The sequence below is a fragment of the Pyxidicoccus fallax genome, assembly GCF_012933655.1.
GTDB classification, from domain to species: domain Bacteria; phylum Myxococcota; class Myxococcia; order Myxococcales; family Myxococcaceae; genus Myxococcus; species Myxococcus fallax.
Window position 1 is genome coordinate 1 of the sequence record NZ_JABBJJ010000174.1, and the last position, 25730, is coordinate 25730.

Annotated in this window: 15 protein-coding genes; 5 read left to right on the forward strand and 10 right to left on the reverse strand. The window is 68.7% G+C overall.

Going from position 1 to position 25730, the window contains the following annotated elements:
* The 5 genes from HG543_RS30785 to HG543_RS30805 all read right to left on the reverse strand — a co-directional run.
* Positions 1-2753: ELWxxDGT repeat protein (locus tag HG543_RS30785; protein WP_169348475.1), on the reverse strand; the 2753-nt coding region annotated here is incomplete at its 3' end.
* A gap of 702 nt (positions 2754-3455) precedes the next feature.
* Positions 3456-4316, reverse strand: a complete 861-nt coding sequence (locus HG543_RS30790; protein ID WP_169348476.1) for a trypsin-like serine peptidase — start codon at positions 4314-4316, stop codon at positions 3456-3458.
* Between the two features lie 341 nt (positions 4317-4657).
* Positions 4658-7480, reverse strand: a complete 2823-nt coding sequence (locus HG543_RS30795) for a S8/S53 family peptidase (RefSeq protein WP_169348477.1) — start codon at positions 7478-7480, stop codon at positions 4658-4660.
* A 12-nt stretch (positions 7481-7492) separates the two neighbouring features.
* Positions 7493-8317 carry a zinc metalloprotease gene (locus tag HG543_RS30800; RefSeq protein WP_169348478.1) on the reverse strand — a complete coding sequence of 275 codons (825 nt, stop codon included), beginning with the start codon at positions 8315-8317 and terminating at the stop codon, positions 7493-7495.
* Complete coding sequence (locus tag HG543_RS30805; RefSeq protein ID WP_169348479.1) at positions 8318-9394, reverse strand: hypothetical protein; 1077 nt, start codon at positions 9392-9394, stop codon at positions 8318-8320. It abuts the gene before it with no gap.
* Between the two features lie 892 nt (positions 9395-10286).
* Between HG543_RS30805 and HG543_RS30810 the strand changes: the two genes are divergently transcribed.
* Positions 10287-11177 (forward strand): alpha/beta fold hydrolase, encoded by an 891-nt coding sequence (locus HG543_RS30810; protein WP_169348480.1) that lies wholly within the window; start codon positions 10287-10289, stop codon positions 11175-11177.
* A 79-nt stretch (positions 11178-11256) separates the two neighbouring features.
* A complete protein-coding gene (locus tag HG543_RS30815) occupies positions 11257-13374 on the forward strand; it encodes an ATP-binding protein (RefSeq protein WP_169348481.1) in 2118 nt (705 codons plus the stop codon).
* 114 nt (positions 13375-13488) lie between these two features.
* Here HG543_RS30815 and HG543_RS30820 read toward each other — a convergent pair whose 3' ends face one another.
* The 4 genes from HG543_RS30820 to HG543_RS30835 all read right to left on the reverse strand — a co-directional run bounded on the left by HG543_RS30820 (position 13489) and on the right by HG543_RS30835 (position 20706).
* Complete coding sequence (locus tag HG543_RS30820; protein WP_211194271.1) at positions 13489-14370, reverse strand: dienelactone hydrolase family protein; 882 nt, start codon at positions 14368-14370, stop codon at positions 13489-13491.
* 88 nt (positions 14371-14458) lie between these two features.
* Entirely contained in the window at positions 14459-15805 is a 1347-nt protein-coding gene (locus HG543_RS30825; RefSeq protein ID WP_169348483.1) for a patatin-like phospholipase family protein, read from the reverse strand.
* A 154-nt stretch (positions 15806-15959) separates the two neighbouring features.
* The gene (locus tag HG543_RS30830) at positions 15960-16586 is read right to left on the reverse strand and encodes an RNA polymerase sigma factor (protein ID WP_246357417.1); all 627 of its coding nucleotides are present in this window, start codon (positions 16584-16586) and stop codon (positions 15960-15962) included.
* Positions 16587-16635: 49 nt separating this feature from the next.
* The gene (locus HG543_RS30835) at positions 16636-20706 is read right to left on the reverse strand and encodes a protein kinase domain-containing protein (protein ID WP_169348484.1); all 4071 of its coding nucleotides are present in this window, start codon (positions 20704-20706) and stop codon (positions 16636-16638) included.
* A 300-nt stretch (positions 20707-21006) separates the two neighbouring features.
* On the opposite strand from HG543_RS30835, the gene HG543_RS30840 reads away from it, so the two are divergent.
* Positions 21007-22407 (forward strand): cytochrome P450, encoded by a 1401-nt coding sequence (locus HG543_RS30840; RefSeq protein WP_169348485.1) that lies wholly within the window; start codon positions 21007-21009, stop codon positions 22405-22407.
* Between the two features lie 25 nt (positions 22408-22432).
* Here HG543_RS30840 and HG543_RS30845 read toward each other — a convergent pair whose 3' ends face one another.
* Positions 22433-23011 carry a flavin reductase family protein gene (locus tag HG543_RS30845; RefSeq protein ID WP_169348486.1) on the reverse strand — a complete coding sequence of 193 codons (579 nt, stop codon included), beginning with the start codon at positions 23009-23011 and terminating at the stop codon, positions 22433-22435.
* Between the two features lie 93 nt (positions 23012-23104).
* Here HG543_RS30845 and HG543_RS30850 point away from each other — a divergent pair, with 93 nt between their 5' ends.
* Together HG543_RS30850 and HG543_RS30855 are read left to right on the forward strand one after the other, a co-directional pair.
* The gene (locus HG543_RS30850) at positions 23105-23677 is read left to right on the forward strand and encodes a hypothetical protein (protein ID WP_169348487.1); all 573 of its coding nucleotides are present in this window, start codon (positions 23105-23107) and stop codon (positions 23675-23677) included.
* A 171-nt stretch (positions 23678-23848) separates the two neighbouring features.
* A partial coding sequence (locus HG543_RS30855) for a transporter-like protein (protein WP_169348488.1) occupies positions 23849-25730 on the forward strand: 1882 nt, incomplete at its 3' end.

Genomic DNA, 25730 nt, shown 5'->3' on the forward strand with positions numbered 1-25730 from the left:
GGGGCGGGCGGGGTGAAGGAGACGTCGACCTGGAAGGTGCACTGGCTCCGGTTGCCGGCGGCATCCGTGGCGGTGACGGTGACGGTCGTCGTGCCCACCGGGAAGACGTCGCCGGACGGTGCGCTGTAGGCAAGCGTCGGCGGCCCCTCGACGTCATTCGCGGACGCCGCCGGGTACTCCACCCGCGTTCCTCCCGCCTCCGTGGCCTCCCGGGTGACGTTGGCCGGGCAGGTGAGGGTGGGGACGGTGGTGTCCCTCGACGCTGGCAGCGCGAGCAGGTGCGGCTCGTGGCCGTGCTCCGTGTCCGCGAACGTCAGGAAGAGCCGGTCCCCCAGCCGCCGCAGGCTCCACGGATCCGAGGAGCCAGGGCCCGGGAGCAGGTCCTCGAACAGGGTGGTGCCCGCCGTCGTCCCATCCGTCACCCACAGCTCCCGGCCATGCACGCCGTCCGACGCGACGAAGAGCACCTGGTCCGGCAGCGACATGAGCCACTGGGTGGTGTACGGGGTGCTGCTGCCCGGGCCGGGCATCACGTCCCGGAGCAGGTGGGTGCCCTCGGCGGTGCCATCCGTCACCCACGGCTCCAGGCCGTGCTCCGGCTCGTAGGCCATGAAGACGAGCCGGTCGCCCACGGGTACGACACCGAGCGGAGAGGATGCGCCGGGGCCCGGATGGACGTCCTTCACCATCACCGTTCCCGCCTCCGTGCCGTCGCTCCGCCACAGCTCCTGGCCATGCGCGTCGTCCACCCCGGTGAAGTAGAGCGTGCCCTCCACGGCGCGCAGGGCGGAGATGTCCCGGGGGAAGCTCTTCAGCCGTACCGTCCCCGCCTCGGTACCATCCGTCTTCCACAGCTCCCGGCTCGCGCAGGTGAAGAAGAAGGTGCCGGTGGAGGAGGGCGCGAAGATCCTCGGCCGGCACCCCTCGCTGCCGGGAACGATGTCCTTCACCATCACCATGCCGTCCGGGGTGCCGTCGCCGCGCCAGAGCTCGGCGCCGTGGACACCATCGTTGGCGGCGAAGAAGAGGGTGTCTCCCACCACCCTCAGTCCAGAGGGTGACGCGCTCGCAGGACCCGGCCGGAGGTCCCTGACCTGGACCGTACCCGCCGCGGTGCCGTCGCTGCGCCACAGCTCGTTCCCGCCAGACTCCGTCGAGGCGCTGAAGTAGAGCTGCCCTCCCAGGACCGTCAGCCACGCCGGGTTCGAGTCGCCCCTCCCCGGCCAGAGGTCCCGCACCACCACCGTACCGGCCTCGGTGCCATCCGTGCGCCACAGCTCGTTGCCGGACGTGACGTCACCGGCGCGGAAGAACAACGTGCCTCCCACCGCCGTCAGCTCCTGCACGTCCATGCCGAACTCGTCGGCCTCGAAGCGCCGCAGCCGCACGGTTCCCGCTTCGGTGCCATCGGTGCGCCACAGTTCCTGATGGAGCGTCTCCGCGACATCGGTGAAGAAGGTCAGCCCTCCGACGGGCGTGGGCTCCACGATGTCGCTCCCCCGGGGAGCCGGCGTGGCGGCCTCGACCCGGAACGTTCCGCCCGGGGTGCCGTCGCTGCGCCACTGCTCGAAGTCCACCACGGCCGTGCCAGGTGACTCCACATAGGATGTGAAGAAGAGCAGGTCACCCGCGTCCACCAGGCCTTCCAGCGTCTCCACCTTTTCGAAGTCGCGCACCTTCGCGGTGCCCGCCGGAGTGCCATCGCTCTTCCACAGCGAATCCGGCCCGGGGAAGTTGGTGCGGGTATAGAAGAGGGTGTCACCCGCCCATCGCGCGAGCCGGAATCCCCCGGCCCCGTGATCCAGGAGGGGGACGGTGCCCGCCGGGGTGCCATCGCTCTTCCAGAGCTCCGTGCCGACCACGAAGAACACGGCCATATCCGCCTGCCAGATGACATACATGTCATCGTCGAAGGCTCGGACCTGCACCGTTCCCTCCTCGGTTCCGTTGCTCTTCCACAGGGCCCTGCGCAGCCAGGGCTGCTCCTTGGCTCCGAAGAAGACCTCTCCGCCGAAGCTGACGAGCTCGTGGTCCCCCAGGTAGGAGTAGGGGGAGTCGAGGGGAAAGGTCTTCAGGACGCGGGTCCCCGCCGCGGTGCCGTCGCTCCTCCACAGCTCGAAGGTGCTGCTCTGCGGTTCCCCCGCGGTCAGCAGGAACACCGCGTTCCCCGCGCTCACGAGCGGCGGGTCCACCCTGGACTCCGGCTGGGCGCCGGACAGCCCCGCGGGGCCCGGACGGAGGTCGCCCACCATCACCGTGCTGCCCTCGGAGCCGTGGGTCCTCCAGAGCTCCTTGCCGTGGACCCCGTCATCCGCGAGGAAGAAGAGCGCCGCCCCGTGCACCACCAGCTGGGAGACCTTCGCGCCCTCGAGTCCTGGACGGATGTCCTTGACCTGAACCGTGCCGGCCGGGGTGCCGTCGCTCTTCCACAGCTCCATGCTGGTCTGGTCACCGCTGTGGGCGAAGAACAGCGTGTTCCCGAGCGCGACCATCTCCCCGAACTCGAGCGCTGTCAGCTGCGGGGGCCGCTGCACGGGTGAGAAGACGACGACCGTGCCCGCGGCCGTCCCATCACTCTTCCACAGCTCCCGCCCGAAAGGTCCGGTGGACGCGGTGAAGAAGAGCGTGCCGTTCATCGCCGTGAACCGCGAGGGGTTCGAGTCCCTCCTCCCGGGAGCCAGGTCCTTGATGAGCACGGCGCGGCCCGCGGCATCCAGCTTCCACAGCTCGTTGCCGACATGGGGGCGCCACATGGAGAGGAACGTCGTCGCTCCTACGCGGAGGGCTTCGTCGGAGGAGGAGGCAGTGACCTCGCTCTCGGGACCGGTGCGGAGATCCCGGAGCGGTGCCGCTCCAGCCGTCCCCAACATCACCGCCCACAACGCCAGCAGAACTCCTGTCCGTCTGCCCATGCCGGGGGCCCCCCCTGAAAAAGGTGGCGGCCTGACCGTGACGGGAACAGACCCGTCCGGCAGGCCGCGAAGGGCCGCAGCCTACAACGTGTCAGGCCAGGGCCTGCGCATTCGATACATGGACTGACAGACGTCAGGTGGGGTCGGGGATGACCACGGTGACATGCGGCTCGAGGCTCAACACGTCGCGGCGCGCGCTACTGCTTCCACCGTCCGGAGACATTGATCCTGCCGTTGTCTCCGGGCTTGAACGTGACGAGCACGTCGTGCGTGCACGAGCCCTTGGGGCTCTCGCGGAGCCACCGCTTCTTCACTGCGTCCGCGAAGTCGACCTCATCGGCGGATTTCCACGAGGCCCGCCTAGCGCAAGCGCTCGTCGATTTTGCCCAGGGCCGGGCTGGGGTGCCGCCCGCACCACGAAAGACGAGGCGCTCGGGCCTCCTGATGGGGCCTAGTCTCTGGCTTCACCCACCTCATTCAAGGGGGAGGTACCAGGGGTGGCGGCTTCGATTCCCGCCGCCTCCCTATTCAGCACTGTCTCCGTCAGGGAGTATTCACAACTGCCGGTGGAAAGCCCAACTCGCCCCCTGCGTCCGGCGCGAGCTCCCGTATCCGCTCGATGATGGGAGCGATACGCACCGCCTTGTTCTCGCGGTCCTGGTACTTGCACGTTCGTGGGTCGACAGCAAAGCCGAGGTGATGAAGTGCGACGAGTCTCCCTTGGCTGTCGAAGACTGGCGCGCCAGAGCTCCCTTGCTCTGTGTCACATCTGTGCGTCAGCTCCGTCGTTGTCGGCTGGATCCAACCCGGGTGACTCGTGGAGGTCAGTGCGCAATTTTGCGAGATGAGCTTGGGACTGCACCCAGCATGGTGGATCACATCCAGCAACCCGGCAGCGGGCCCGTCCAGCGACAAACGCGCGTAGGGCGCGGGCTCGGTAGGACCAATGGGCCGGACGCGCAGCAGTGCGAAGTCGAGCGCCTTGTCCTTTGCGACGACCTGCGCGCAGGCATACTCCCGGCTGGTTCCGTCACCATCCCATGAGAGATCGATCACCGAGTCGGCGCAGATGTCGGGAGACCAGACGCCTGCCTCAAGCGCCGCGTTGCCCAGGAACGCGTCCGGGCCGCCGCAGTGCCAGTTGGTCAGGAACAGGCTGGGAGAAACCATCGCGCCGGAGCAGCACCAAGAGCTCCCCGCATAGCTCGACATCAGGAATCCGACCGGATCACCGAGAGGGCGTTTCTCGGTTGCGGCGCCATTGTAGAGGTCGAACCAGTTTCTCTGCCCCTCTGTCTGGGTCGAGTAGTACACATGGGTGGATGCCGCCGACTGTGGCGTGGCCAGGTAGGAGTCCGCTTCCAGCGCAACCTCACCCACTGGCCCCTGGGTATCCAGTTCCATCCACAACTCCCGGCCGGGAACTCGCACGGTCCAAGAGCGCCCGCCCGACGCCAGCAGGTCTTCCCGTGAGAGGACTTGATGGAGCCGGAACTGTCCGTCCCTCACCAGCACCCTCCAGCCGGAAGGCCCCGGGTGGGTGATCTTGAGGTGGGCACGGACGTGCCGCGGCTTTATCTCCGGAGGGGCGCGGACCACATTGGACCGCTTTTGCGCCGACAGCCTGCGGGGGGGAGCCAGCGCCGTCCGCGTCCCGAACTCGGTGACCGAGCTGCTCGCGCGCGGGCAGTCGGCCGCCGCAACGGTGCCACACAAAAGCGCTGCAACCTGGAGCAGGGCGAGTCTCATTGGCAACTTCCCGACGGGGCCCGCTTGAGGGTTGGGAGGACTAGGAGGTCCTCGACATCCTCGATGGTCACGCCCGAACTTCCATCAGAGAAGAGCGGCTGCACCATGTCTGCCCCGGGAAGTACGCCTGGACCTATTCTCAGCACATTCCCGGTCTGGTCCCCCAAGTGATTCTCGGGTGGTTTGCGGAAGACCACCCAGCGCGTCTTCTCACCGGCGCCGGGCTCCTTCAATCGCACGATCCGATAGACGTCCTCGACCGGTATATCTCCATCGGGAAGCGTGCCCCCCAGGGTCGGGTGGATCAGCCGGAAGCTCGATCTGCACCACCCAAATGATTGCAGCTCGGTCCGCGCCTCATTCTTTTTTTTGAGGAAGTTTTTCCGTGGGTCGAGCAGCGCTATTTCCGGATCCACGATTCCCGCGGCGAGCTTCGCGGCCTCTTGCTGAATCACCAAGGGACGAGAGGTGAACTGCAGCCTGCGCTTCACGGTCGAGGCGCGCCACTTGTATGATGAGTGGCAGGACATCATTCGTGAAACCACCCCCGCGACAAACGCGGTTGCAGGGGAAGTGCCATCGAGAAGGGCATACTCGCTCAACACGGCGCCTGGAATCTGGTAGCCCGGTGCCGCGACGTGAACCATCGCACCGGAGTAGTTCGATTCCGGTAGAATGGTCGCGGTCTGCCGGGTGCAGTCGCGGCAGCCGGTGACCACTATCACGTTGGAGAGGTCCCCCATGTTCATGGGGCCTTCGGGGAGATGGGGGGACAGCTCGCGCACGGCCACGCCTGGCATGGCCTTGGGGTCGGCCTGGCCCGCCGCTACAATCCAGGGAAATTTCAGATCTCGGATTGACTTGGCGAGCTTCGTGGCGAACCGCTCTTCAGTGTTGGCCAGGCGTCCCTCTTTGAAATTGACGTCCTGATAGGTGAACCGGCTCGCGAACACGACGACCGGGTCTGGCTGCCCGTTCTCGACTCGGGCCTGCATGATCCGGACAATCTCGTCTTCGCTCTTGTGAGCCCAGTCCACCGAGACCACTCGCGCTTTTGGATCGACACCAACAAACCCCAAGTCATTGTCACGGCTGCAGATGATGCTGGCCATGTATGAGCCGTGATGCTTGTCTTCGACGTAATTGGATGTCACCGGACACGACTGCTTGTTTCCCGTGAGGAGGACGGGCGAAAGAGTTCCTTGCTGGCCAGTCAGATCGGCGGGCAGGTCCGGATGTGGCTCGATGGTGGTATCCAAGAGAAGAAGCTCGGGTTGCTCGGGATTGGCCTCGCATGTATCGGAGGTGGGTGGGGGATCCTTCATGAAGCCGATGTAGCTACCCTGATCTCCGGCCAGTGCATTGAGTTGCTGGTTGCAGCGCTGCCAGAAGGTAGGCCCGGGCTCCAGCGCGAAAAGAGGCTTCGTGGGTGTCTTCGTCGGAACGAAGTCGAGCGCCATCGTTGGGCTCCGGACGCTGCTCACGGATAGCATCGCCTTCTCGGCGGCGGAATCGGTGGGGACGTAGAGGTTCATCTCGTAGCCCTCGAAGATGGCCGACTTCATACCGTTTTTCGTTTCTCTCTCTCCCTTGAGAAGAGTCTTCCACTCGTTCTTGAGTCGCTCCAGGCGCTTGAGGTCCTCGGAAGACTCGGGATCAAAGCGAAGGGTGAACTGGTAGGGGCGGAACCACACATTGGGGGCTACCACGGTGGTTGCTTGCTGTAGCGTTGCCTGGAGAAAGGTCTTCTCACTCAACTTCGAGGTCAGCTTCAACTTCTCGGGGCTGCAACTCCCAGGGACGGCGGTCTGGTGCTTGAGCAGCGCGCAGAGATTTTCGCCCTGCTTCGCCTGCTTTTCCTCCTTGGGCAGCACGCCGGACTCGTTGAGGGCAAGAAGGGTCCGGGTGATGTCTTCGTCGACCTTGCCACCCTCGAAGCGGACCACCACCAGTCCAGCGCCTCGCTCGCTCTCGGGCGAGGAAGGGCTGGAGGCTTTCTGGGCGATGGAAAGCCAGTCGAGCTCCGAACGTAGAAAATCCTTCGCATCCTGGGCAGTGATCTGCACTCCGCTCAGCGTTGGCCCACACGGCGGGCTCATCACCGAGATCTCCTGCTCGGGCGAAAGCGGTTCGAAGGTGCCATGGGTGCCTGGCAAGCACCCGGGGAGGCCGCGCAATGGATGCACGTGCCCGTACCCGAGCACGTGCCCCCAGACATGCCGCATCACCGATTGCTCGCCACCGCGGGTAAAGAAGGCTGGAGACACCCATAACATCGAGCGCCCCGCTTCCCGCGAGAATGCGACGCGGTAGGGTGCCTGGGTCTGGCGGAAGTAGATGACGAGGTCGGGTTCTAGCGGGCTATCGTCACCGGGTAGGATTTCTTTCCAGCTAATCCGGCAGGAGAGGCACTGCTCCTTCCACTCCCGCTGCGCCGCCACGAGGGCTGTGCGGGCGCGGCGCAGGTTCTCCTGGCTGAAGGTGGTCTCGTCGAAACGGTAGAGGATCTGCCTCACCGAGCTTTTCACCTCCAGATCGACAGGTACTTCTCGGCGCATTCGCGCACCTGCGGAAGGACGTGGATCGAAGGCTCTTCGTGCCAGGTATTCCTTGAGCCCCGTCCGGTCGAGTAGCAGATCCCCTTCCACGAGGAAGCGGTCGCCCTCTTTCGGAAGGAGGGCCGCGACGGCATCAACCTTCGCGCCGTCGGTCGGATCTTCGAGAGCCGACTGATACACCGAGAGGTGGGCGGGTACCACATCCGCGTGAACAACCGTGGACCAGAAGATGATTGTTGCCCATGCGACGCGAACGTTCATCGTGCTTACCTGCTAACGGTAGAGTTTTTGATGCCCCTGGATGTCGGTGGGCGAGAGCTTCAGTTCCAGCGTGCCCCCTTTCCCGCACAGGTAGTGCATCACGGACTGTGGGTCATACGCGGTGAGCGGCCACCATTCGCCTCTTTCCTTGAAGCAGCCTTTGATGCCTTGGATGTGCTCGTGCCTGTACCCGGAGATGTGACCGAGCTCATGCCGTAGGACACCCACTTGATTTGCAGTCGTCCCGAAGTATGAGCCGTCGATCAGGAGCAGCCGTCGCTCCACCTCCCAGCTCGGATAGAAGCCCGCCGCGATGAAGTCACCCTTCGCGTCGACCTTGCGGACGATGAACCGGACCCTCTCATGCGAGGGAGCTCCGTCGTGCTCCGGCCGGTGGGTGAAGGAGAGGCCGCAGGATTCGCACGCCGCCTCCCAGTCCGCCGCGGCTGCTCTCATGTTTCGGACGACTTGCTGGTACTCGGCTTCATCAGCGAAGCTGGCGCGGTCCACCGCGTAGGAGAGCTCACGCGTGGCTCGGTCCTTCCAGTAGTCGAGTTGCCCGGCACTGACCGCCACCAGGAGCTCGGGGCCGTAGTCCCAGCCAGAGGCCGTCGCCGCGGCAACGAGGTGGGCCCGGACCTCCTTCGCAGTCAAGAGCAGGTCACCCTCAAAGACATAGAATTCCCCGAATCGTGGGAGCAGGGCGAGCAGTCTCTCCATTCTCTCGTCGTCGAATGGCTGGGAGAGCGCTTGCTGGTAGGTTTGGAGGGGGGAGATCTCTGCTGACGGAGAGGGCGCTCCGCCGAGCAAGGTCAGGAGCATCGCGGCGGTCATCATCTATCGCTTCTCGTAGTCGCGTCCGGCGGCCGAAGGAACAGCATTGGGAGCGAGCGCGAAACACCCCTGGTCGAGAACCGCCTTCACCTGGGGCCACGGACGCCGCTTGCTCCAGAGTTGGAGCACCTCGCGGCAACAGCTTACGGCGTCGAGAGCGCCTTTCACGTTGGCGAGCCGCTCGCCTTCGCTCCTGCCGCCGCGCCAGGCGTCGTCCGCCGCATGTTTGCTCGGGTCCTGGCTGCTATACGCGTAGAACTGCTGGATGCGTCCGCGGCGGTTGCCTCCGAGGTCTTGCCGGCGAACGTGCCCGGCCGCGTAGGAGTCCTGGAGCAGGTGCATCAGGACTCCTATCGCCCTTCGCTCGAGCTTTCCCTGCTTCACGCAGAAGAGCTCTGACACGGTCTGAGTGCTTCCAGGAAAGAGTGCGCGCAGCAACTCCACGTCCGTAAGCCGGTCATCGCCCGTCGTCTCACCGATCGCCACCCCGTAGGAGAATTTCATCCACACAAGGGCGCGCTCCAGGGTCTGCTGGGGCATCTCGTCGTTGCGCGAGGCCATTCCGTGAAGGAACTGGAGATCGCCGTAGTGGCTACGGCCGAGAATGGGCGTTCCAGGGCCGAGTTCCTTCTTCTTCGAAACCGCCTCCTCTGCGTCGAGCAGGTCGCCGTACCAGTCGATCCCATCGGAGAAGTCGAGGGTGTCTGGAGTATCGAAGAGCTTGCACTCCGGATCATCGTTCCAGAAGACCCCCGCGATGTAGTCGCGCACGCGGACGTCCTTGGTCTCATCGACGTTCCACTCAACGAGACCGGCCTCCTTCAACGCCCGGAGGGTGATCGCCTCGTGTACGGGGTCGCCGATGTTGAAGGGGCCTTCAAGCTTGTATTTCTCTCCTCCAGCTCTGTCGATCTCTTCCTTGAACTTCCAAATGGATATGAAAGGAGCGCCCTCACGCAGTACGCGGACTGGGCTATCACCCGTAGCCTCGGTTCGCCGCGTCTCATTTTTCCTGCACGCGCCAAGCGCACCTACGAGTGGAATCAGCGTGAGAGCCGTCATCGCGAAACGTCTGCTCATTGGGTCCCCCATCCATGTCGGCTGACTGTTTAAGGTCCGCCATAAACCCGGCGAACAGCATAGCATGGAAGTCGGGTTCCCCGCCTCCTCTTGCTCATGCGGGGCCCAACCGGGACCCAACGGCCAGTCCGCTTCAGGGAAGGAGGCCTCGTACGGTGCGGAGGCGGGACCGGGCGCGGCGCCTCTTGTTCAGGCCGCCACCAGCGAGTGCCACCTCCAGCTCGCGCAGAGGCCCCGTCCCTTGCCTCGGCGCAATGAGAGAGACGAACACCGATGAGCGGCTGACGCCCGTACAGGTTCATAACCCTGACGGGGGTTGCGGTCATTTCCGCTAGCTTTTCACGCACCGGGGCATTGAGGGCGGACGGCACCGTCTGGGTCTGGGGAAGCATCGGAGGAGTTGGTCTGGAGAACTCCTCGAGACCCGAGCAGGTGTTTGGCTTGAGTAACTGATGTCATACTGGACGCCCGCGGCCGACGGGCGCCCAGTTCGTGGTTGCTGTTCTGGACCAATCGAAGCGCCCAGATAGCCGATTCGGCCCACAATTGCCCGAGTTCTTCTGTGTCCGAAAAGACGCATTTGGGGAACTTTTCGCCGTCGCCCGTCGGAACTGCGCCCCACTGACGCTGCGCTACCCGCCCCCGGGTTTTGCGCCGCTCCGATTGCAGCCCCGTGGCGTCGACCGCGTCACTTCGCGGGCGGTGCTTGTCGTAGACGGCTCGCAGCCGCCGTCTGTCCACGTGGGTGATAATCTGCGGGGTGCTCAGGTCCGCGTGCCCCAGCATCATCTCCGCGTGCCGCCCGTCATCTTCCTGTCATCCAGCCCCTGCGAGGACACCCGCCGACGCTCGGGGCGAGCGCGCCCCGGACAAGGCGTTATGGAGGCAGGCGATGGATCGCAGGGAAACAGTGGAGTTGGAGGACGTGACGCTCGCGTGCAGGGTGGTGGGCGAGGGGCCCGTGGTGCTGGCGGTGCACGGCTTCCCGGACACCCCGGAGACGTTCCGTCAGCAGGTGCCCGCACTGGTGGAGGCCGGCTACCGGGTGGTGCTCCCCACGCTGCGGGGGTATGCGCCGAGCGGGGTGGCGCGCAGCGGGCGCTACGACGCGGTCGCGGTGGTCGGCGACCTGCTGCGGCTCGTCGAGCGCTACTCGCCGGGCCAGCCGGTCCGCTGGCTGGGCCACGACGTGGGCGCGGTGATGGGCTACGTCGCGGCCGGCATGGCGCCCGGGCGCATCTCCCACTTCGCCTCGCTCGCCATCCCGCACGTACGCGCCTCCCTGCCGGCCTCGCTCGTGCCCGCGCAGGCGCGGCGGGCCTCCCACGTCTTCCTCTTCCAGGTCCCCTTCCTGGGAGAGGCGCGGCTGCGCGCGAACGACTTCGCGCTGGTGGAGCGCCTGTGGCGTAAGTGGTCCCCCGGCTACCGGGAGGACGCGGCGCACCTGGCCGCCGTGAAGGAGGCGCTGAGGGGACGCGAGCGCGAGGTCCTCTCCTACTACCGCGCGCTCTCCTCCCTCACCTTCGGAAGCGCGCGGCGCTGGGCGATGGCCAACGTGCGGGTGCCGACCCTGCACCTGCATGGCGCGGAGGACGGGACGGCGGGCCCGGAGACGTACCGCGGCCAGGAGCGCTTCTTCAGCGGTCCGTTCGACTTCCGTCTCCTCGAGGGGGCAGGGCACTTCCTCCACCTGGAGCGCCCACGGGAGGTCAACGCGGCGCTGCTGGAGTTCTTCGACAGGCGCTTCGAGGCCCACGCATCGCCCGCGGCGCTCGCGAGCTGAGCGGAGCGGCGGCAAGGAGGCAGGCGGGCGGGCGCGAGCGCCTCCGTTCCGGGGCGCGGCGGCGCTATACAGGAGGCCCATGGCGCGCACTCCCAGCGGCCCTGGCCCCTGGCACCTGCGCCTGCTCGGGCCGGCCCCCATGCTCGAAGGGCCCTCGGGCCAGGTCTCCCTCCAGCCGCGCCCGCTGCTGCTGCTCGCTTGGCTCGCGCTGGAGGGCCCCACCGCGCGCTCCCGGGCCGCCGCGCTCCTCTGGCCCGACAGCCCGGCCCGCACCGCGCGCAACAACCTCGTCCAGCTGCTGCGCCGCCTTCGCGCCGTGGCGGGAGACGAGGTGCTGGTGGCGGGCGAGAGCGTCCTGGCGCCCGCGGCCACGCTGGCGGTGGACGTGGCCCGCGTGCGGGATGCGGCCCGCGCGGGAGACTCGGCCGAGGTGGTGCGCCACCCGGGTGGGCTGCTCGAGGGGCTGGTGCCGCCCGACAGCCCGGAGCTGGAGCGCTGGCTGGAGGGCGCGCGCCTGGCGCTCGAAACGTGGCGCCAGCGCGCACGCGCCGACATGCTCGGGCGGCTCGAGGCGGAGGGGGACCTGCGCGCCGCGCAGGGGGTGGCCGAGGGATGGCTGCAACAGGACCCCGCCTCGGAGGAGGCGGGCCGCCACCTCATGCGCCTGCTCTACCTGCAGGGGCAGCGCTCCGCGGCGCTCGAGGTGTACGGCGTGCTGAGACGCGCGCTGGCACAAGCCCTGGACGCCCAGCCGCTGCCGGAGACGGAGGCGCTCGGGCGTGTCATCGCCCAGGGGGCACCGCTGCCGGCGCGGGTGCCGGACGGAGGGCGCCGGCCCCTGGCTCCGGGCCTGCTGCGGCCGCCGGTGCTGGCCGGGCGCGCGGCGGCGTGGCGCGCGCTCGAGGAGGGCTGGGAGGCGGGCCAGTTCCTCTTCCTCGTGGGGCCCGCGGGCGTCGGCAAGAGCCGCCTCGCCACCGACTTCGCGGAGTCGCGCGGCCGCTGGGCCTTGCTGCCCGGGCGCGTGGGCGACCGCGACGTGCCCTACTCCAGCCTGGCGCGCTCATTGCGCGGCTGGATGGCCCAGCGGCCTCACGTGGCCCTCCCCGGGTGGGTGCGACGCGAGCTGCTGCGCATCCTCCCCGAGCTGGGCGAGCCCGGAGAGCGCCCAGCCCCCCTCGTGGACGAGGCGGGCCGCCTGCGCTTCCACGATGCGGCCGCGGAGGCCATGGCGCTGCTGCTCGAGGGCTGCGACGTGATGGTGGCGGACGACGCGCACGAGAACGACACGGCCAGCGCGGCGGTGGGCCGGTACGCGTACGCGAGACACCGCGCCCGACCTTCCTCCACGCGCTCCGGCCTGGGCACCGCCCGCTGGCTGGTGACGACCCGGCCCGGTCCGGAGTCCGGAGCGGACTGGCACCCCCTCATGCACGCCATGGTGGAGGCAGGGGAGGCGCGCCTGGTGGAGCTCGGGCCGCTGGACCCGGACGCGGTGCACGCGTTGCTCGAGGGGCTCGGCCTGCCCGGGGTGGAGCGGCACGCGGCGCCGCTGGCGGGCTATACGGGCGGCAATCCGCTCTTCGTGGTGGAGACGGTGAAGCACCTGGTGGAGACGGGCGCGTGGGAGGGCGGATGGCCCGAGCGGCTGCCGCCTCCCGGCCGCGTGGGCCCGCTCCTCCAGCGGCGCCTCGAGCAGCTCACGCCCCGGGCGCTCGCGCTCGCCCGGGTGGCGGCGCTCGCGGGCACGGCCTTCTCGCTGGAGGTCGCCGCGCGCGTGCTCGAGGAGCGGCCGCTCCCGCTGGGGGAGGCGGCGGCGGAGCTCGAGGCGGCCGGGGTGCTGCGGGCGGAGGGCTTCAGCCACGACCTCCTGCGCGAGGCCGTCGTCGCGGCGGTGCCGCCCGCGCTCGGGCGCATGCTGCACGGCCGGCTCGCGGAGGTGCTCGCCGCGCGGCGGATGGCGCCCGTGGTGGTGGCGCGGCACTTCATGGAGGCCGGCCTCCCCGGGCATGCGGTGCCGCTGCTGCTGAGGGCCGCGGAGGCGGACGCGGAGGCGCTGCTGCCCATCCGTGCCGCGGACCTCTACGCGCGCGCCGCCGCGTTGCTGGAGGCCGCGGGGCAGGGCGCGGAGGCGACCACGGCGCGCGAGCATGAGGCCGCGTGTCGGCGGCGCGCCGCCGCCGGTCCGCCCCGGGGGTGAGCCCGGAGGAGGGAAGGCTCAGCGCGCGCCGAGAAAGTCTGCCTTGCACACTTCTATTGCGTAGCAGTCATGCCGATTCGTGCACTGACGCATCAGGCCATCACGGCATGCGCGTCAGCGCAGATGCTTGTTGAAGAACTCCAGCGTGCGTGTCCAGGCGAGCTTCGCGGCTTCGGGGTTGTAGCGAGGCGTCGTGTCGTTGTTGAACCCGTGCTGCGTTCCCGGATACGTGAAGGCCTGGTACTTCACCTTGGTCGCCTTCAGCGCTGCCTCGTACGGAGGGAAGGTCGCGTTGACGCGGTCGTCGTGCTCGGCGAAGTGGATGAGCAGCGGCGCTTTGATTTTGCCTACCTCTTCAGGCGCCGGTGAGGTTCCGTAGAAGGGCACCGACGCCGCGAGCTTGGGCATCCGCGTCGCGAGGATGTTCGCCATGGCGCCGCCGTAGCAGAACCCGACCACGCCGACCTTCCCGGTCGAGTCCGGCCGCTTCATCAGCCACTCGACGGCGGCGACGAAGTCTTCCCGCGTCTTCGTCTGGTCCAGCTTCGGGAAGAGAGCTCGCGCCTCATCCTCGTTGCCGGGGTAGCCGCCGAGCGGAAAGAGCGCGTCGGGCGCGAACGCCATGAAGTTCTCCAGCGCCAGCCGCCGCGTGATGTCCTCGATGTGCGGATTGAGGCCGCGGTTCTCATGGACGACGAGGATGGCCGGCAGCTTGCCCGTGGCCTTCGCCGGACGCGCCAGGTAGCCCCGCATCTTGCCGTAGCCCTTCGGCGATGCGTACTCCGCGTACTCCGTCTTCAGCCGCGCGTCATCCTTCGGCACCTGCTGCGCTTCGGCGAACCGCGGCGACAGCATGCCCAGCAGCATGGTGGCGGTGACGCCGCCAGCGGCAAAGCGCGCTGCCTTTTCTAGAAAGCCGCGGCGGTCGATGTCGCCGTGTACGTACGCATCGAACAGGATCAGCAGGTCCTGGTCGAAGTCCTCAGCGCTCTTCATCTCTGACATGGCGCCGCAGCGTAACATGTCGGCAGGTTGGAATCGTATGCCCTATCCTCCTGGGGGTAGGGCCGTGCTTCGCCACGAACTACGACAGGGAGAGCTCCATCCCGAAGGTCCGGCCGGGCAGCCCATCAGTCCCCAGCTCCTGCTTCTCCCTGGCCAGCGTGGCTCTCACGCTCTTGTAGCTCTTCACGCCATCCCTGCCGGCATCATCCCAGTTGAACCTCTTCAGGAATGCCGATGCCGCCTGCACGCCTCGGAGGAACAACTCCTGCAACTCCAGCGGCTTCATGCCGAAGTTGAGCCATTGGAAGCCAGTCGTGTCCACGTACTCCACCAGGTATTTGTAGTCCGGGTGTTGATTGATGAAGTCCGTGTCCAGCGCGTGTCTCGCCGAGTCGAAGATGGCTTTGGCCAGGACATTGAGCTGGGTGACGGGGGTCATCTTCCGGCGGCTCAGCCTCACGCCAAAGGTCGGCGCATTGGGGACCTTGTCCTGGTGGAAGATGTTGATGGGGAAGTTGGACATGATGCCGCCATCGATGAACCGGAATACGTGGATGGTATTCTCGTCCGCGCCATTGGAGGTGGACAGCGTCACGCCCAGGTCCTGCCATTGTTTCTTGCGTTTGGGAGCGAGCGGCTTCGACGGGACGGACAAGGGGCGGAAGAAGAACGGCACGGACATGGACGCGCGGACGAAGGAGGCCGGATTGACGCTGTCCGGATTGTCCCAGAAGAGCTCCGCCATCTTCGGGAATTCTACTTTCAAGCCCGTGGTCACCTCGGCGGCGATGAGCGCCAGGCGGCACTCCCTGTCGTTCTCGCCGAGCGTCTGGGTGGGGTCTCGGTGCTTGATTCCCTCCATCTTCTCCTTCAGGTGGCCGCACAGCGCCTTGGCGCTGTCCATCCCGCATTCCTTCAGGATGCCGCTCACCCACGCTTCGAACTCGTCACCCGGGTGAAGTCCCAGGTGCTTGCGAAGGGGCACCGCCACGAAGGGGCCAAACGGATAGCGCAGGATCTTGAAGCGCCTGGCCATGAGAAGCTTGCTGAAGCTGCGTGCTCCCCAGTTGCCGTCCAGGAACTCGCTGAGGTTCTGCTGGGCGAGCGCGGTCAGCAGCTTCTCGCTCTTCGGCGCGTCCTTGTCTCCCACCGCCGCCAGGAGCAGCGCGGTGATGGACCCCGCGGAGGTGCCGGCGAGGTCCAGGAAGCGGATGCCCACCTCCTCCAGCGCGTGCACATAGCCCACGAGGGCGACCCCCAGCATGCCGCCTCCCTCCATCACCAGGTCCACATACTGGTTCCCCTGGTCATCGACGAGGTCGGAGAAATGCTTGCCCTTCACCGCTTCCCGCAGACCCTCGATTTCTTGACGCACGGGTGCGTACCCGAGCAGGTCCCTGGCCTGAATGGTCTCGGCTCTTCTCATGTCTGTTGCCTCCAAGGCCCAGGGACGCGGCGGTCGCCGCTCTTCCGCGCTCCCCCCGGACGCGGGTGTGCTGCCTTGTCTCGAAAAACATCATCACATCCGCGGAGGGCCGCAATGCGCCTCGAGCGCGGGCATGAAGGCGGGCCCCGCGCAATCAGTGGGCATCGGCTCGGCTGGCGGTGATGAGTCCCTCCTCCATTCCCAGGGTACGAAGGTGGGCCTTGAGGTGTTGGAATTGCTTCCGGAGCGCGGTGGCCTCGCGGTCGAGCGCCTCGTCCGTGGGGGGCGCATTCCCGTCGAACATCACCCACGCGACCTCGCGCCAGGACAGCCGCTGGTCCACGCGCAGCAACAGCAGCAGCAGCTCCTTCGGCTCCAGGCTCTCGCGCAGCGCGCGGAGGCGCTCCCGGATGGACGTGCGCTGCGAGGGCGCCTCCGTGGGTGGGCGCCGCGCCGGTCCGTCGGGAGGGCCGGGCATCCCCGCGGTCCGCATGTCGGCCGGTGGCGCGCGGGTCACCTGGAAGCACGCATTGCGCGCCAGCCGGTAGGCCCAGGGGCGGAACGAGCACTGCCAGCGAAACTCCGGCAGCTCGCGGCGGAGGTCCGCCTGGAAGCGGCCGAAGGCCTCGCGACTCCGCCCGTAGTCCTGCAGCACCGTGCCCATCAGCCTCATGACTTCCGGGCCATAGGCGGCCAGCGCCCACTCCAGGGCCTGCTCCAGGTTGCCTCGCTCGCAGGCCTCGTGGAGGTCCTGCTCCAGCCTCTGTTCGTCCAGCCGCATGGCGGCGTCCCCTCCGGGCCCGTGCCCTGCTTCCCCAGGCCCCGCTTCCTCATCGTGACAAGATGCCCTCCGCCCGCATGCCCGGCCCGGACGGCGACAGACCCAGGGCTTCCAGTGCGTGCTGCTCGAAGCCGTACGCGGCCTGTGCCCGCGCGACGCGTGCCGCCTGGAGGAAGCAGGCACGTGCTTCCTCTTCCCGGCCCAACGCACGCAGGGCCTCGCCTTCAATCCGGTGGAGCTCGGACTCGTAGTAGGGCTCCGACACCGCCGCCACCCACCTCAGCCCCTCGCGCGCCACGGCCCGTGCCGTGTGCGGCTCTCCCAGGCGGAGGTGGACCTCCGCCAGCAGCGCGAGGTGGAGGGGCATGCCGGCCCGCACGCCTGCCCGTCGCCACTGTCCCAGGGAGTGGCGCATCCGCCGCAGCCCGTCCTCGGGGTGCCCCAGCGCGGAGAGGGCCCAGCCCTGGAGCAGGCCGGACCACATGAGCCACAGCCGGAACCAGTGCTCACGCGAGAGCGCCTGGCACTTCTCCGCCAGCTTCAGGGTGCCTGGCGCGTCCCGGCGCATCATGCGGGCCAGGCTCCCATAGGTCAGCACGAAGGCCCGGGTATGGGGGTGGCCGATGCGGCTGGCCAGCTCCAGGGCCTCTCGCTCGAAGTGCCGGGCTCGCGCTTCGTGCCCGGTGACGGAGTGGATGATGTCCGCGTAGATGAGCGCCACGGCCCGGGGATTCGTCCAGTGCCGCACCGCCTGGGCCCGGTGCTCCTCGAGGGTGAAATCCGAGCACGCCAGCGCGCGCTCCACGTACTCCAGTCCCTGGTTCATCCGCCCCCAGGTGAAGAAGTCAGCGCCCACCATCCGGTAGCTCAGGGCGAGCAGCTCCCGGTTGTCCTGGCGCTGGCCCAGGTCCACCAGCTGCTCCGCCAGCTCGTGCGCCAGGGAGTATTCGGCGCGCGCGAAGTAGTAGGCGAAGAGCCCCCAGTAGGACAGCTCCAGCCGCGGCAGCGCGTCGCCCACCTGGCGGAAGAGCTCGCGCGCCCGGGCGTACGTCTGCTTCACCTCGGGGGAGCGGTATCCCTCCACCTGGGAGAGGGGGATGCCCAGCGCGATGAGCAGCTGCAGCTCCTCGCGCATGCGCTGGTCGTTGTCCGGCAGGGTGCGCAGCAGCCGCAGCGCCTGCTGCAGGTGATTCACCGCCTCGCGGTTGGCCGAGCGCAGGCTGGCGCGCATGCCCGCCTGTGCCCAATAGCGCACCGCGGGCTGGAACTCTCCCGCTTCCGTGTAGTGATGGGCCAGCATCTCCGGCAGCGTCTCCACCCAGTCCGGGAAGTGCTCCAGCAGGGCCTGGGCGATGCGGCGGTGGTGCTGGCGGCGGGTGCCGCGCAACTGGGACTGGTAGGCCGCCTCTTGCAGGAGCGCGTGGCGGAACTGGTACCCGGGCTCGTTCTCGTCGACCCGCTGCAGCACTCCCGCCGCCACCAGCGATTCCACGTCGCGTGCCAGCACCTGCAGGCCCCGCTGTGTGAGCATGGAGAGCAGCGCCAGGGAGAAGCCGCGCCCCACCACCGCGCACAGTTGGGCCAGTGCCTTCTGGCTGGCGGGCAGCATGTCGAGGCGCGCCAGCAACAGCTCGTGCAGGGTGACGGGGATGGAGTGAAGGACGCCCGCGGACGGCGCGCGGTCCACCTGGGCGCGCTCCCGCACCATGTGCATCATCTCCTCCACGAAGAGCGGGACGCCGTCCGTCTTGGCCACGAGCTGACGCACCAGTTCCTCGGTCAGCGCATCCACGCCCGCCGTCTCCCTCACCATCGTCTCGGTGAGCTCCGGCGACAGTCGCTCCAGGGCGATGTGGTGCAGCCGCGCGTCTTCGCGCCAGGGGGCCTGGAAGCCCGGACGGGCGCTGAAGACGAGGAGCACGCGCGAGTGCTCCAGCCGCTCCAGCAGGGAGCCGAACAGCGCCAGGGTGGAGGGGTCCGCCCAGTGCAGGTCCTCGATCACGCCCAGCACCGGACGCTCCCGTGCCATTCGCACCAGGAGGGCCGACAGCGCCTCGAAGGTGCGCTCCTTCTGCCGTTCTGGAGACAGCTGGAGGACCGGGAAGTTCTCGGTGATGGGGAGCGACAGGAGGGCGGCGATGAGGGCCATCGACTCCGGAGCCAGCGCGAAGGCGCCCAGCTGCGCCTGGAGCGCGCGCAGGTTCTTCTGCGGCGAGCTCTCCGGGTCCAGGTGGAAGAGGTGCTGCAGCATCTCGATGATGGGGCCCAGGGCGGTGTTGCCGGATTGAGACCAGCACTGGCAGCGCAGGCGGAAGTTGGACTCCGGGGAGACGTGCTCGCGCAATTCCTGGATGAGGCGGGACTTGCCGATGCCCGCCTCGCCGCTGACGAGCACGAGCCCGCCCCGGCCCGCCTCGGCCTGCCTCCACAGGTCGAGCAGCTGTCCCAGCTCCCGCTCGCGTCCCACGAAGGGTGAGAGCTTGCCGACGGCCAGGGCGCGGTCGAAGCGGAACACCGCCTTGCGCGGGCAGACCACCCGCCACGTCTCCACCTGCCGTGCTCCGCCCAGGCCCTCGAAGGTGCGGGTACCGAGCCACTCGGTCTCGAAGGCCCGCTGCACCAGGGTGTGGGTGGTGTGGCTGAGCATGACCGTATTGGCCCGGGCCTGCCTCGCCAGCCATACGGCGATGCGTGGGGCCTCGCCCTGGATGGTGGGGGTCCGTCCGCGCAGCTCCGGGAGGATGTCGTCGAAGGCGACCATCTCCGTATGCAAGCCCACGCACACCGCCAGCGTGCCCAGGGGCAGGTGGCTCAGCTGTTCGCGCAGCGCGCCCGGCAGCGAGTGGGTGAGCGCCATCCCCGCCCGTGCCGCATGCTCCGAGTCCTCCTCCTGCGCCACGGGATAGCCGAAGCACGCCAGCACCTCGTCGCCCACGCAGGTGGTGATGGAGCCGCCATGCTGCTGGATGATTCCCGAGCAGCACTGGTGGAAGGCGGCCTCCAGCTCGCTGAAGTCCTCCGCATCCAGCGCGTCGGACAGCCCCACCAGGCCCACCAGCTTGCAGGACACCAGCGTCACCTGCCGCCGCTGGGGGGCCAGCGCCCGGGGCTCCTCGTGCCAGCGTCCCAGGCGCTCCTCCAGCAGGCTCAGCCGCTCGTGTAGCACCTGGGCGGAGGGCAGGCGCCGCCGTGCATCCTTGGCCAGCGCCTCGGCCACCAGCCCCTCCACAGCTTCGGGCAGCTCCGGCCTGTGCGTGCGCACCGCCGGGGCGGGCTCGGGGGAGAGGACCTTGGCGCGCAGCTCGTCCAGCGTGGCGCTGGGGTAGGGCAGCTCGCCGGTGAGCATCTCGAAGAGCATGACGCCGGCCGCCCATACATCCGTGCGGGCATCCTGCTCCGCGCCCAGCCACTGCTCCGGCGCCATGTAGGGAGGCGTTCCGGCCGTGGGCAGGTGGGGAAGGAGGGTTCCTCCTCCGCCCGACAGATAGGCCAGCCCGAAGTCCAGCAGCTTCACCGAGCCCTGCCGGGTGAGGAAGACATTGCTGGGCTTGAGGTCGCGGTGGACGATGCCTCGCTCGTGCGCGTGAGCCAGGCCCGCGGCCACGGCGTTCATGACTTCCAGCGCGCGCCGGAGGCCGAGCCGGTGCTCCCGCTTCAGCAGCGCGTCGAGCGACTCGCCCACGAGGCTCTCCATCACCAGGAAGGGAATGCGCGGCTCCCAGGGAGCGCCCGTCCACTCGGATACGTCGAAGATGCGGACGATGTTCTCGTGGTCCAGGTGCGCGATGGCGCGAGCTTCCCGCCGCAGCAGCGAGACCAGCGGTGTCTTGCCCAGGCCCTCGGGCTCCCGGAGGAACTTGAGCGCCACCTCCCGTTGCAGCTCCTCGTCCCGGGCACGAAACACCCGCCCCATGGCACCGCCGCCCAGCTCCGCGAGGATTTCGAAGCGGAGCCCGTCTCCACCGCCCAGCCGCTCGCCCACCCGCGGCGTCCGGAAGGGAGGCGGCATGTTCGCCACCTCCCTCAGGAAGGAGTCCCCGAAGTCCGACTCGTCGGCGGAGGCCTCCTTCCCCGCGGGCGTACATCCGCTCCACAGCTTGTCATCGCTCTCCGCGTGCATTCCCCCCCCAGGCCTCGGCGGAGCCCGTGGCGTGATGGCCCGCCCTCGTGAAGCTATGGAGCCGCTTCTCACGCCGCCATCGCCGCCTCCCGGAGCGCGTGCGGCGAGGCCCCTGGGGAGCGCCAGTTCCCCGGGTGGGCCGAGCAGAACGCGGGGGCCCCGTGGGTACTCAGAAGATGGCGTAGAGGAAAGGCGTGACGTAGCTCAGGCCGCCCGTGAGCATGAGCAGCAGCGCCCCCCTCCCGTTCCAGAGCCCCCCGGGGTGCGTGGTTGAATGTGGCCCTTCTCCTCAGGACCCCCATGCACGCTCACGCCGCACCTCCGTCCAGTGCCCCTGCCTCGTCCGCGTCCATCCGCACCGGCAGGTATACGCCCTCCCTCCTCGAGGTCGCCCGCATCATGCGGCGCGAGGGGCTCCTGGGGCTGTTGATGCAGTCCTGGCGCTCCGGAGGGGACCTGGCGTACGTCCGCGTCGGCTTCGCCAAGCCGCTCTTCCTGGTGACGCACCCGGAGCACGTGCGACACATCTCGGTCACCCACCGGCAGAACTACGAGAAGCTCGCGTCCTACGACAGCGTCCGCGACCTGCTGATGGGGCAGGGCATCGTCGGCGTCAACGGCGAGGACTGGCGCCGGCAGCGCAAGCTCATGGCGCCGTTCTTCACCCCGCGCGCGGTGGAGAAGTTCCACGCCATCTTCGTCGCTGACTCCCAGCGGCTCAGCGAGCGCTGGCTCGGTCTCCAGGGTCGGGGCCAGCCCGTCGACATGTTCGACGAGATGATGCAGGTCACCGCCTCCATCATCCTGCACGCCCTCTTCAGCACCGAGACGGACGAGACGCTGCAACACATCCGGGAGGCGGTGGAGAGCAACGTCGCCTTCACATCGGGGCGGCAGATGGAGTTGCTGCCGATACCCCTCTGGGTCCCCACTCCGGGCAACCGGCGCTTCCAGCGCACGCGCCGGAACGTGGACCGCTACATCCGCGGCGTCGTCGAGCGTCGCCGGGCGCTGCCCCAGGAGCAGTGGCCGGAGGACCTGCTCACGCGGATGCTGACGGCGCGCGACGAGGAGACGGGCGGCACGATGGCCGACCAGCTCGTGGTCGACAACGGCGTCTCGCTGTTCGTCGCCGGGCACGAGACGACGGCGCGCACGCTGGGTTTCCTCTGGTACGCGCTGTCACAGCACCCGGAGGTCGAGGCGCGCATGCACGCCGAGCTGGACGCGGTGCCAGGCGACGCGCCGCCCACGCTCGATGACTTGAGGAAGCTGCCGTACACGCTCCGGGTCATCAAGGAGGTGATGCGGCTGTACCCGCCCGTGACGATGTACCCACGCGACGCGGTGGCCGATGACGAGCTGGCGGGGATGCACATTCCCGCGGGCGCGCGGGTGATGCTCTTCGCCTACGGCACGCATCGCCACCCGGACTACTGGGAGGACCCCGAGCGGTTCGACCCGGACCGCTGGCTGCCCGAGCGCGAGGCCGCGCGAGACCCCCACGCGTACCACCCCTTCGCGTCCGGCCACCGCATCTGCCTGGGCAACAACTTCTCGCTGCTGGAGACGCACGTCGTCGCCGTGATGCTGGCGAGGCGCTTCAAGGTGCGGCTGAAGCCCGGGCACCAGGCCCGCATCGACACCCTGGGCATGCTGCGGGTGAGCAACGGTCTGCCCATGTTCATCGAGCCGCGCTGAGCCGCCGCTCCGGAAGCAGGGGCGGCTACTTCTTCGGGGCCTCGGGCTTGTGGGCCTGCATCCGCTCGCCCGTGGCGAAGAACACGCCGCCCGCGAGATGGTGGATGGGGCGGTACGCGTCTCCGGCGCTGAAGTCCCACCCGTTGTCCTTCCACACCGAGTCCTCGACCCAGGCCGCGACGACCTCGGCGATGAACAGGTCGTACTTTCGCTGGACGTCCGCCTCGGGGAGCGCGCGGCACTCCAGCCACCCCACGCAGCCCTCCACGAGCGGCGCCTTCACGCGGGAGGCGGGCACGGCCACGAGTCCCGACGACGCCCACTTGTCCTCGTCCCGTCCAGAGGCCGAGCCCACGGCGTAGACCTGCTCCAGCTGCGCGCGCGTGGGGACGCAGAGGGTGAACTCTCCCGAGGCGTCCACCAGCTCGCGGGTGAGGGTGCCCTCGGCGATGACGACGGCGACCTTGGGCGGCTCGAAGTCGATGGGCATGGCCCAGGCCGCGGCCATCACGTTGGTGCGGCCCTGGGCGGCGCTCGTGACGAGCGTGGTGGGGCCGTGGTTGAGCAGCTTGTACGCGCGGCGGAGCTCCAGCGGGACTCTCATGGCCCGGGCACTCTATCCGACGCGCGACGGAGGGCGCTTCCGCTCGTCACACGGGCCGGATAGAAGCCGCGAGAAGGACACGGGGAGGACCGCGTGACGGACCTGGTGATACGGCGCGCCTGGAGGAAGATGAAGGCCTCGGAAGTGGAGGCCCTGTTCCCGTCCGCGTGGGCCTTCAAGGAGGCTCACACGCCCCAGGCCGTCTACGCCGTCCGCACCGACTTTCACGCCAGCATGAAGCGCCCGACGATGGCCGAGTCCTACGGCGCCTGGTGCCGCGAGTTCTTCGAGGTCGCGACCCTCGTGCTGAGCGAGATGAGAAGCCACCGCGACTGGGTGGCGTTCATCTCGCACTCGACGGACCACACCTCCATGAATGACCCCGACTGCCTCGAGCTGCCGGAGCAGGAGGTGGTGGGGCAGTTCCTCGACCCCATCGTTTTCGACTACCCGTGGGTCGACAACACCCTGCGGCCACCTGGCGCGCGTCCGGGACCCGATGACTGGGTCATCTCCCTGCGCCCGGAGGACGCGGACGACACGCATCTGTTCTTCGACAGGGAAGGGGGCCGGCTCATCCTGTGCGACGGGCCGCAGTCCCGGTGGGCGTTCTTCGGTTTCGCTCCGCCCATCCCCGACCGCTTCAGCTGGCTCGCACGCGTGTGAAGTCGACGTCCCGGACCGCGGCTCCACTCGCCGCGCGCCGGTGGCCATTCATGGCGTGAGGGCAGACGGGCATCGTGTGCGAAGTCGCGCGTGACAGCGCCGCTCGTGGAGCAGGCGTGCACGGATGCGACGGTTTCCATTTTCGTTGGTTTGGAAACAAAATTTCTGCACATGGCCGTCAGTCATTCCCCCGCGTCGGACGTCTCGCCCACCTCGGAACCCCTGCTCGTGCTCTTCACGGAGGCTCCCGAGCGGAGCGCGCTGCTGTCGGAGCTGCACGGGCTCCTGGCCTCGGCCTCCGCGGAAGCGCCGCTCCCGGAGCGCCTCGCCTGGCTGGAGCGATTGGTGCGCTGGTTGCGAGCGGGTGGGGCGGTGCCCTCCCGGCGCGGGCTGCTGGCCCCGGTGGAGTCCGCGGGCTCCGCGCGGCTGCGGTTGCTGGTCGAGGTGCTGACGCAGGTCCCCGTGTGGCGCGAGGCCGTACGAGACGTCGTCTCCACGTCGCTCGCGGAGACCTCCGCGCTGCGGCTGCTCTCCGAGCCGGGGCTGTCCACCGGCAGGGGCCTGCTCGGGGACCTGGTGGCCCGGCTCGGCCAGCGGCTCGTCCCCGCGGTGGCCGACGAGCGCGAGCTGGCACCCTGGGTCTGGCGGTTGCTCCCCGGCGCCGAGGACGGGGCCTGGCTGGAGGAGCTGTCCGAGGAGCACGTCCGCGCCCTGCACACGCTGCTGGGCGCCGACTGCTTCGCCCCGCTGGGGACGTCGGTCGAGGACGCGGTGGCGGTCCTCGCCGCGCGCGCCAGCGCCCTGGGCCTCGCGGGAGACGTGTTGTCGCGGCTCCCGCCGGCCCCCCTCGCGCACTCGGCCTTCGTCCAGCTGCCGCGAGCCTGCGAGGCGCTGCGCGTCGCGGTGCGGGGCGGCGCCAGCGAGCAGGTGCTCGAGCGGGAGCGGGAGGCGTGTGCCGAGGTCATCGCGCGCTGCCACGCCGCCAGGCGCGCGGTGCTGCACCACCTGCATGCGCACGCGGTGGACACGGACCTCGTCTACCGGCTGGAGCTGCTCGGCCAATTGCTGGAGCGGCTGGAGGCACTGCTGTGGCTGCTCGCGCCGGATGAGGCTCAGCGCCTGCCGTGCGGCGCGGTCCGGCTGCTGGCGTCGCTGGTGCGAGCGCACGCACGAGGGCGCAGCATCGCCGGGTTGTTCCGCGGCAGCGTGCGCTGCATCTCGCGCCGCATCTTCGAGCACACCGGCGAGGTGGGCCGCCACTACATCACCACGAGCCTGGACGACTATCACCGGCTGGTGGGCGCGGCGGCCGGCGGTGGGCTGCTCACCGCGGGCACGGCGGCGTTCAAGCTGCTCATCGGCTTCGCGGCGCTGCCGCTCTTCTTCCAGGGACTGGCGGCCTCCGCCAACTACGCGTTCAGCTTCCTTCTCATCCAGGTGCTGGGCTTCACGCTGGCCACCAAGCAGCCCTCCATGACGGCCGCGGCGCTGGCGGCCTCGTTGGACGTGAAGGCTGGCGACACGGGCATGCGCAGCCTCGTGGCGCACCTGGCCAGCATCACCCGCTCCCAGCTGGCGTCCGTCTTCGGCAACCTGGGCGCCGTGGTGACGACGGCCACCTTCGTGGGAATCGCCCTCCAGGCGCTCCGGGGCCAGTCGCTGCTGGAGCGGCACGAGGCGGAGTACGTGGTGCGCTCGCTGCACCCGTTCCGCAGTGGCACGCTGCTCTTCGCCGCGCTGACCGGGGTGTTGCTGTGGTGCTCCAGTGTCTTCGGCGGCTGGCTGGAGAACTGGGTGCACTACCGGCGGGTACCGGAGGCGCTCGCGCGGCATCCCGGCGTCATCCACTTGCTGGGGGAGGCGCGGGCCCGGAGGCTGGGCACCGCGCTCGCGCGCCACGCCTGTGGCCTGGGGGCCAACGTCAGCCTGGGCGTGCTGCTGGGCATGACGCCCGTGTTGGGCCAGTTCTTCGGGCTGCCGCTGGACGTGCGGCACGTCACCCTCAGCGCCGGCACGCTCACCTTCGCTGGCGCGGCGCTGGGGCCCGAGTGGC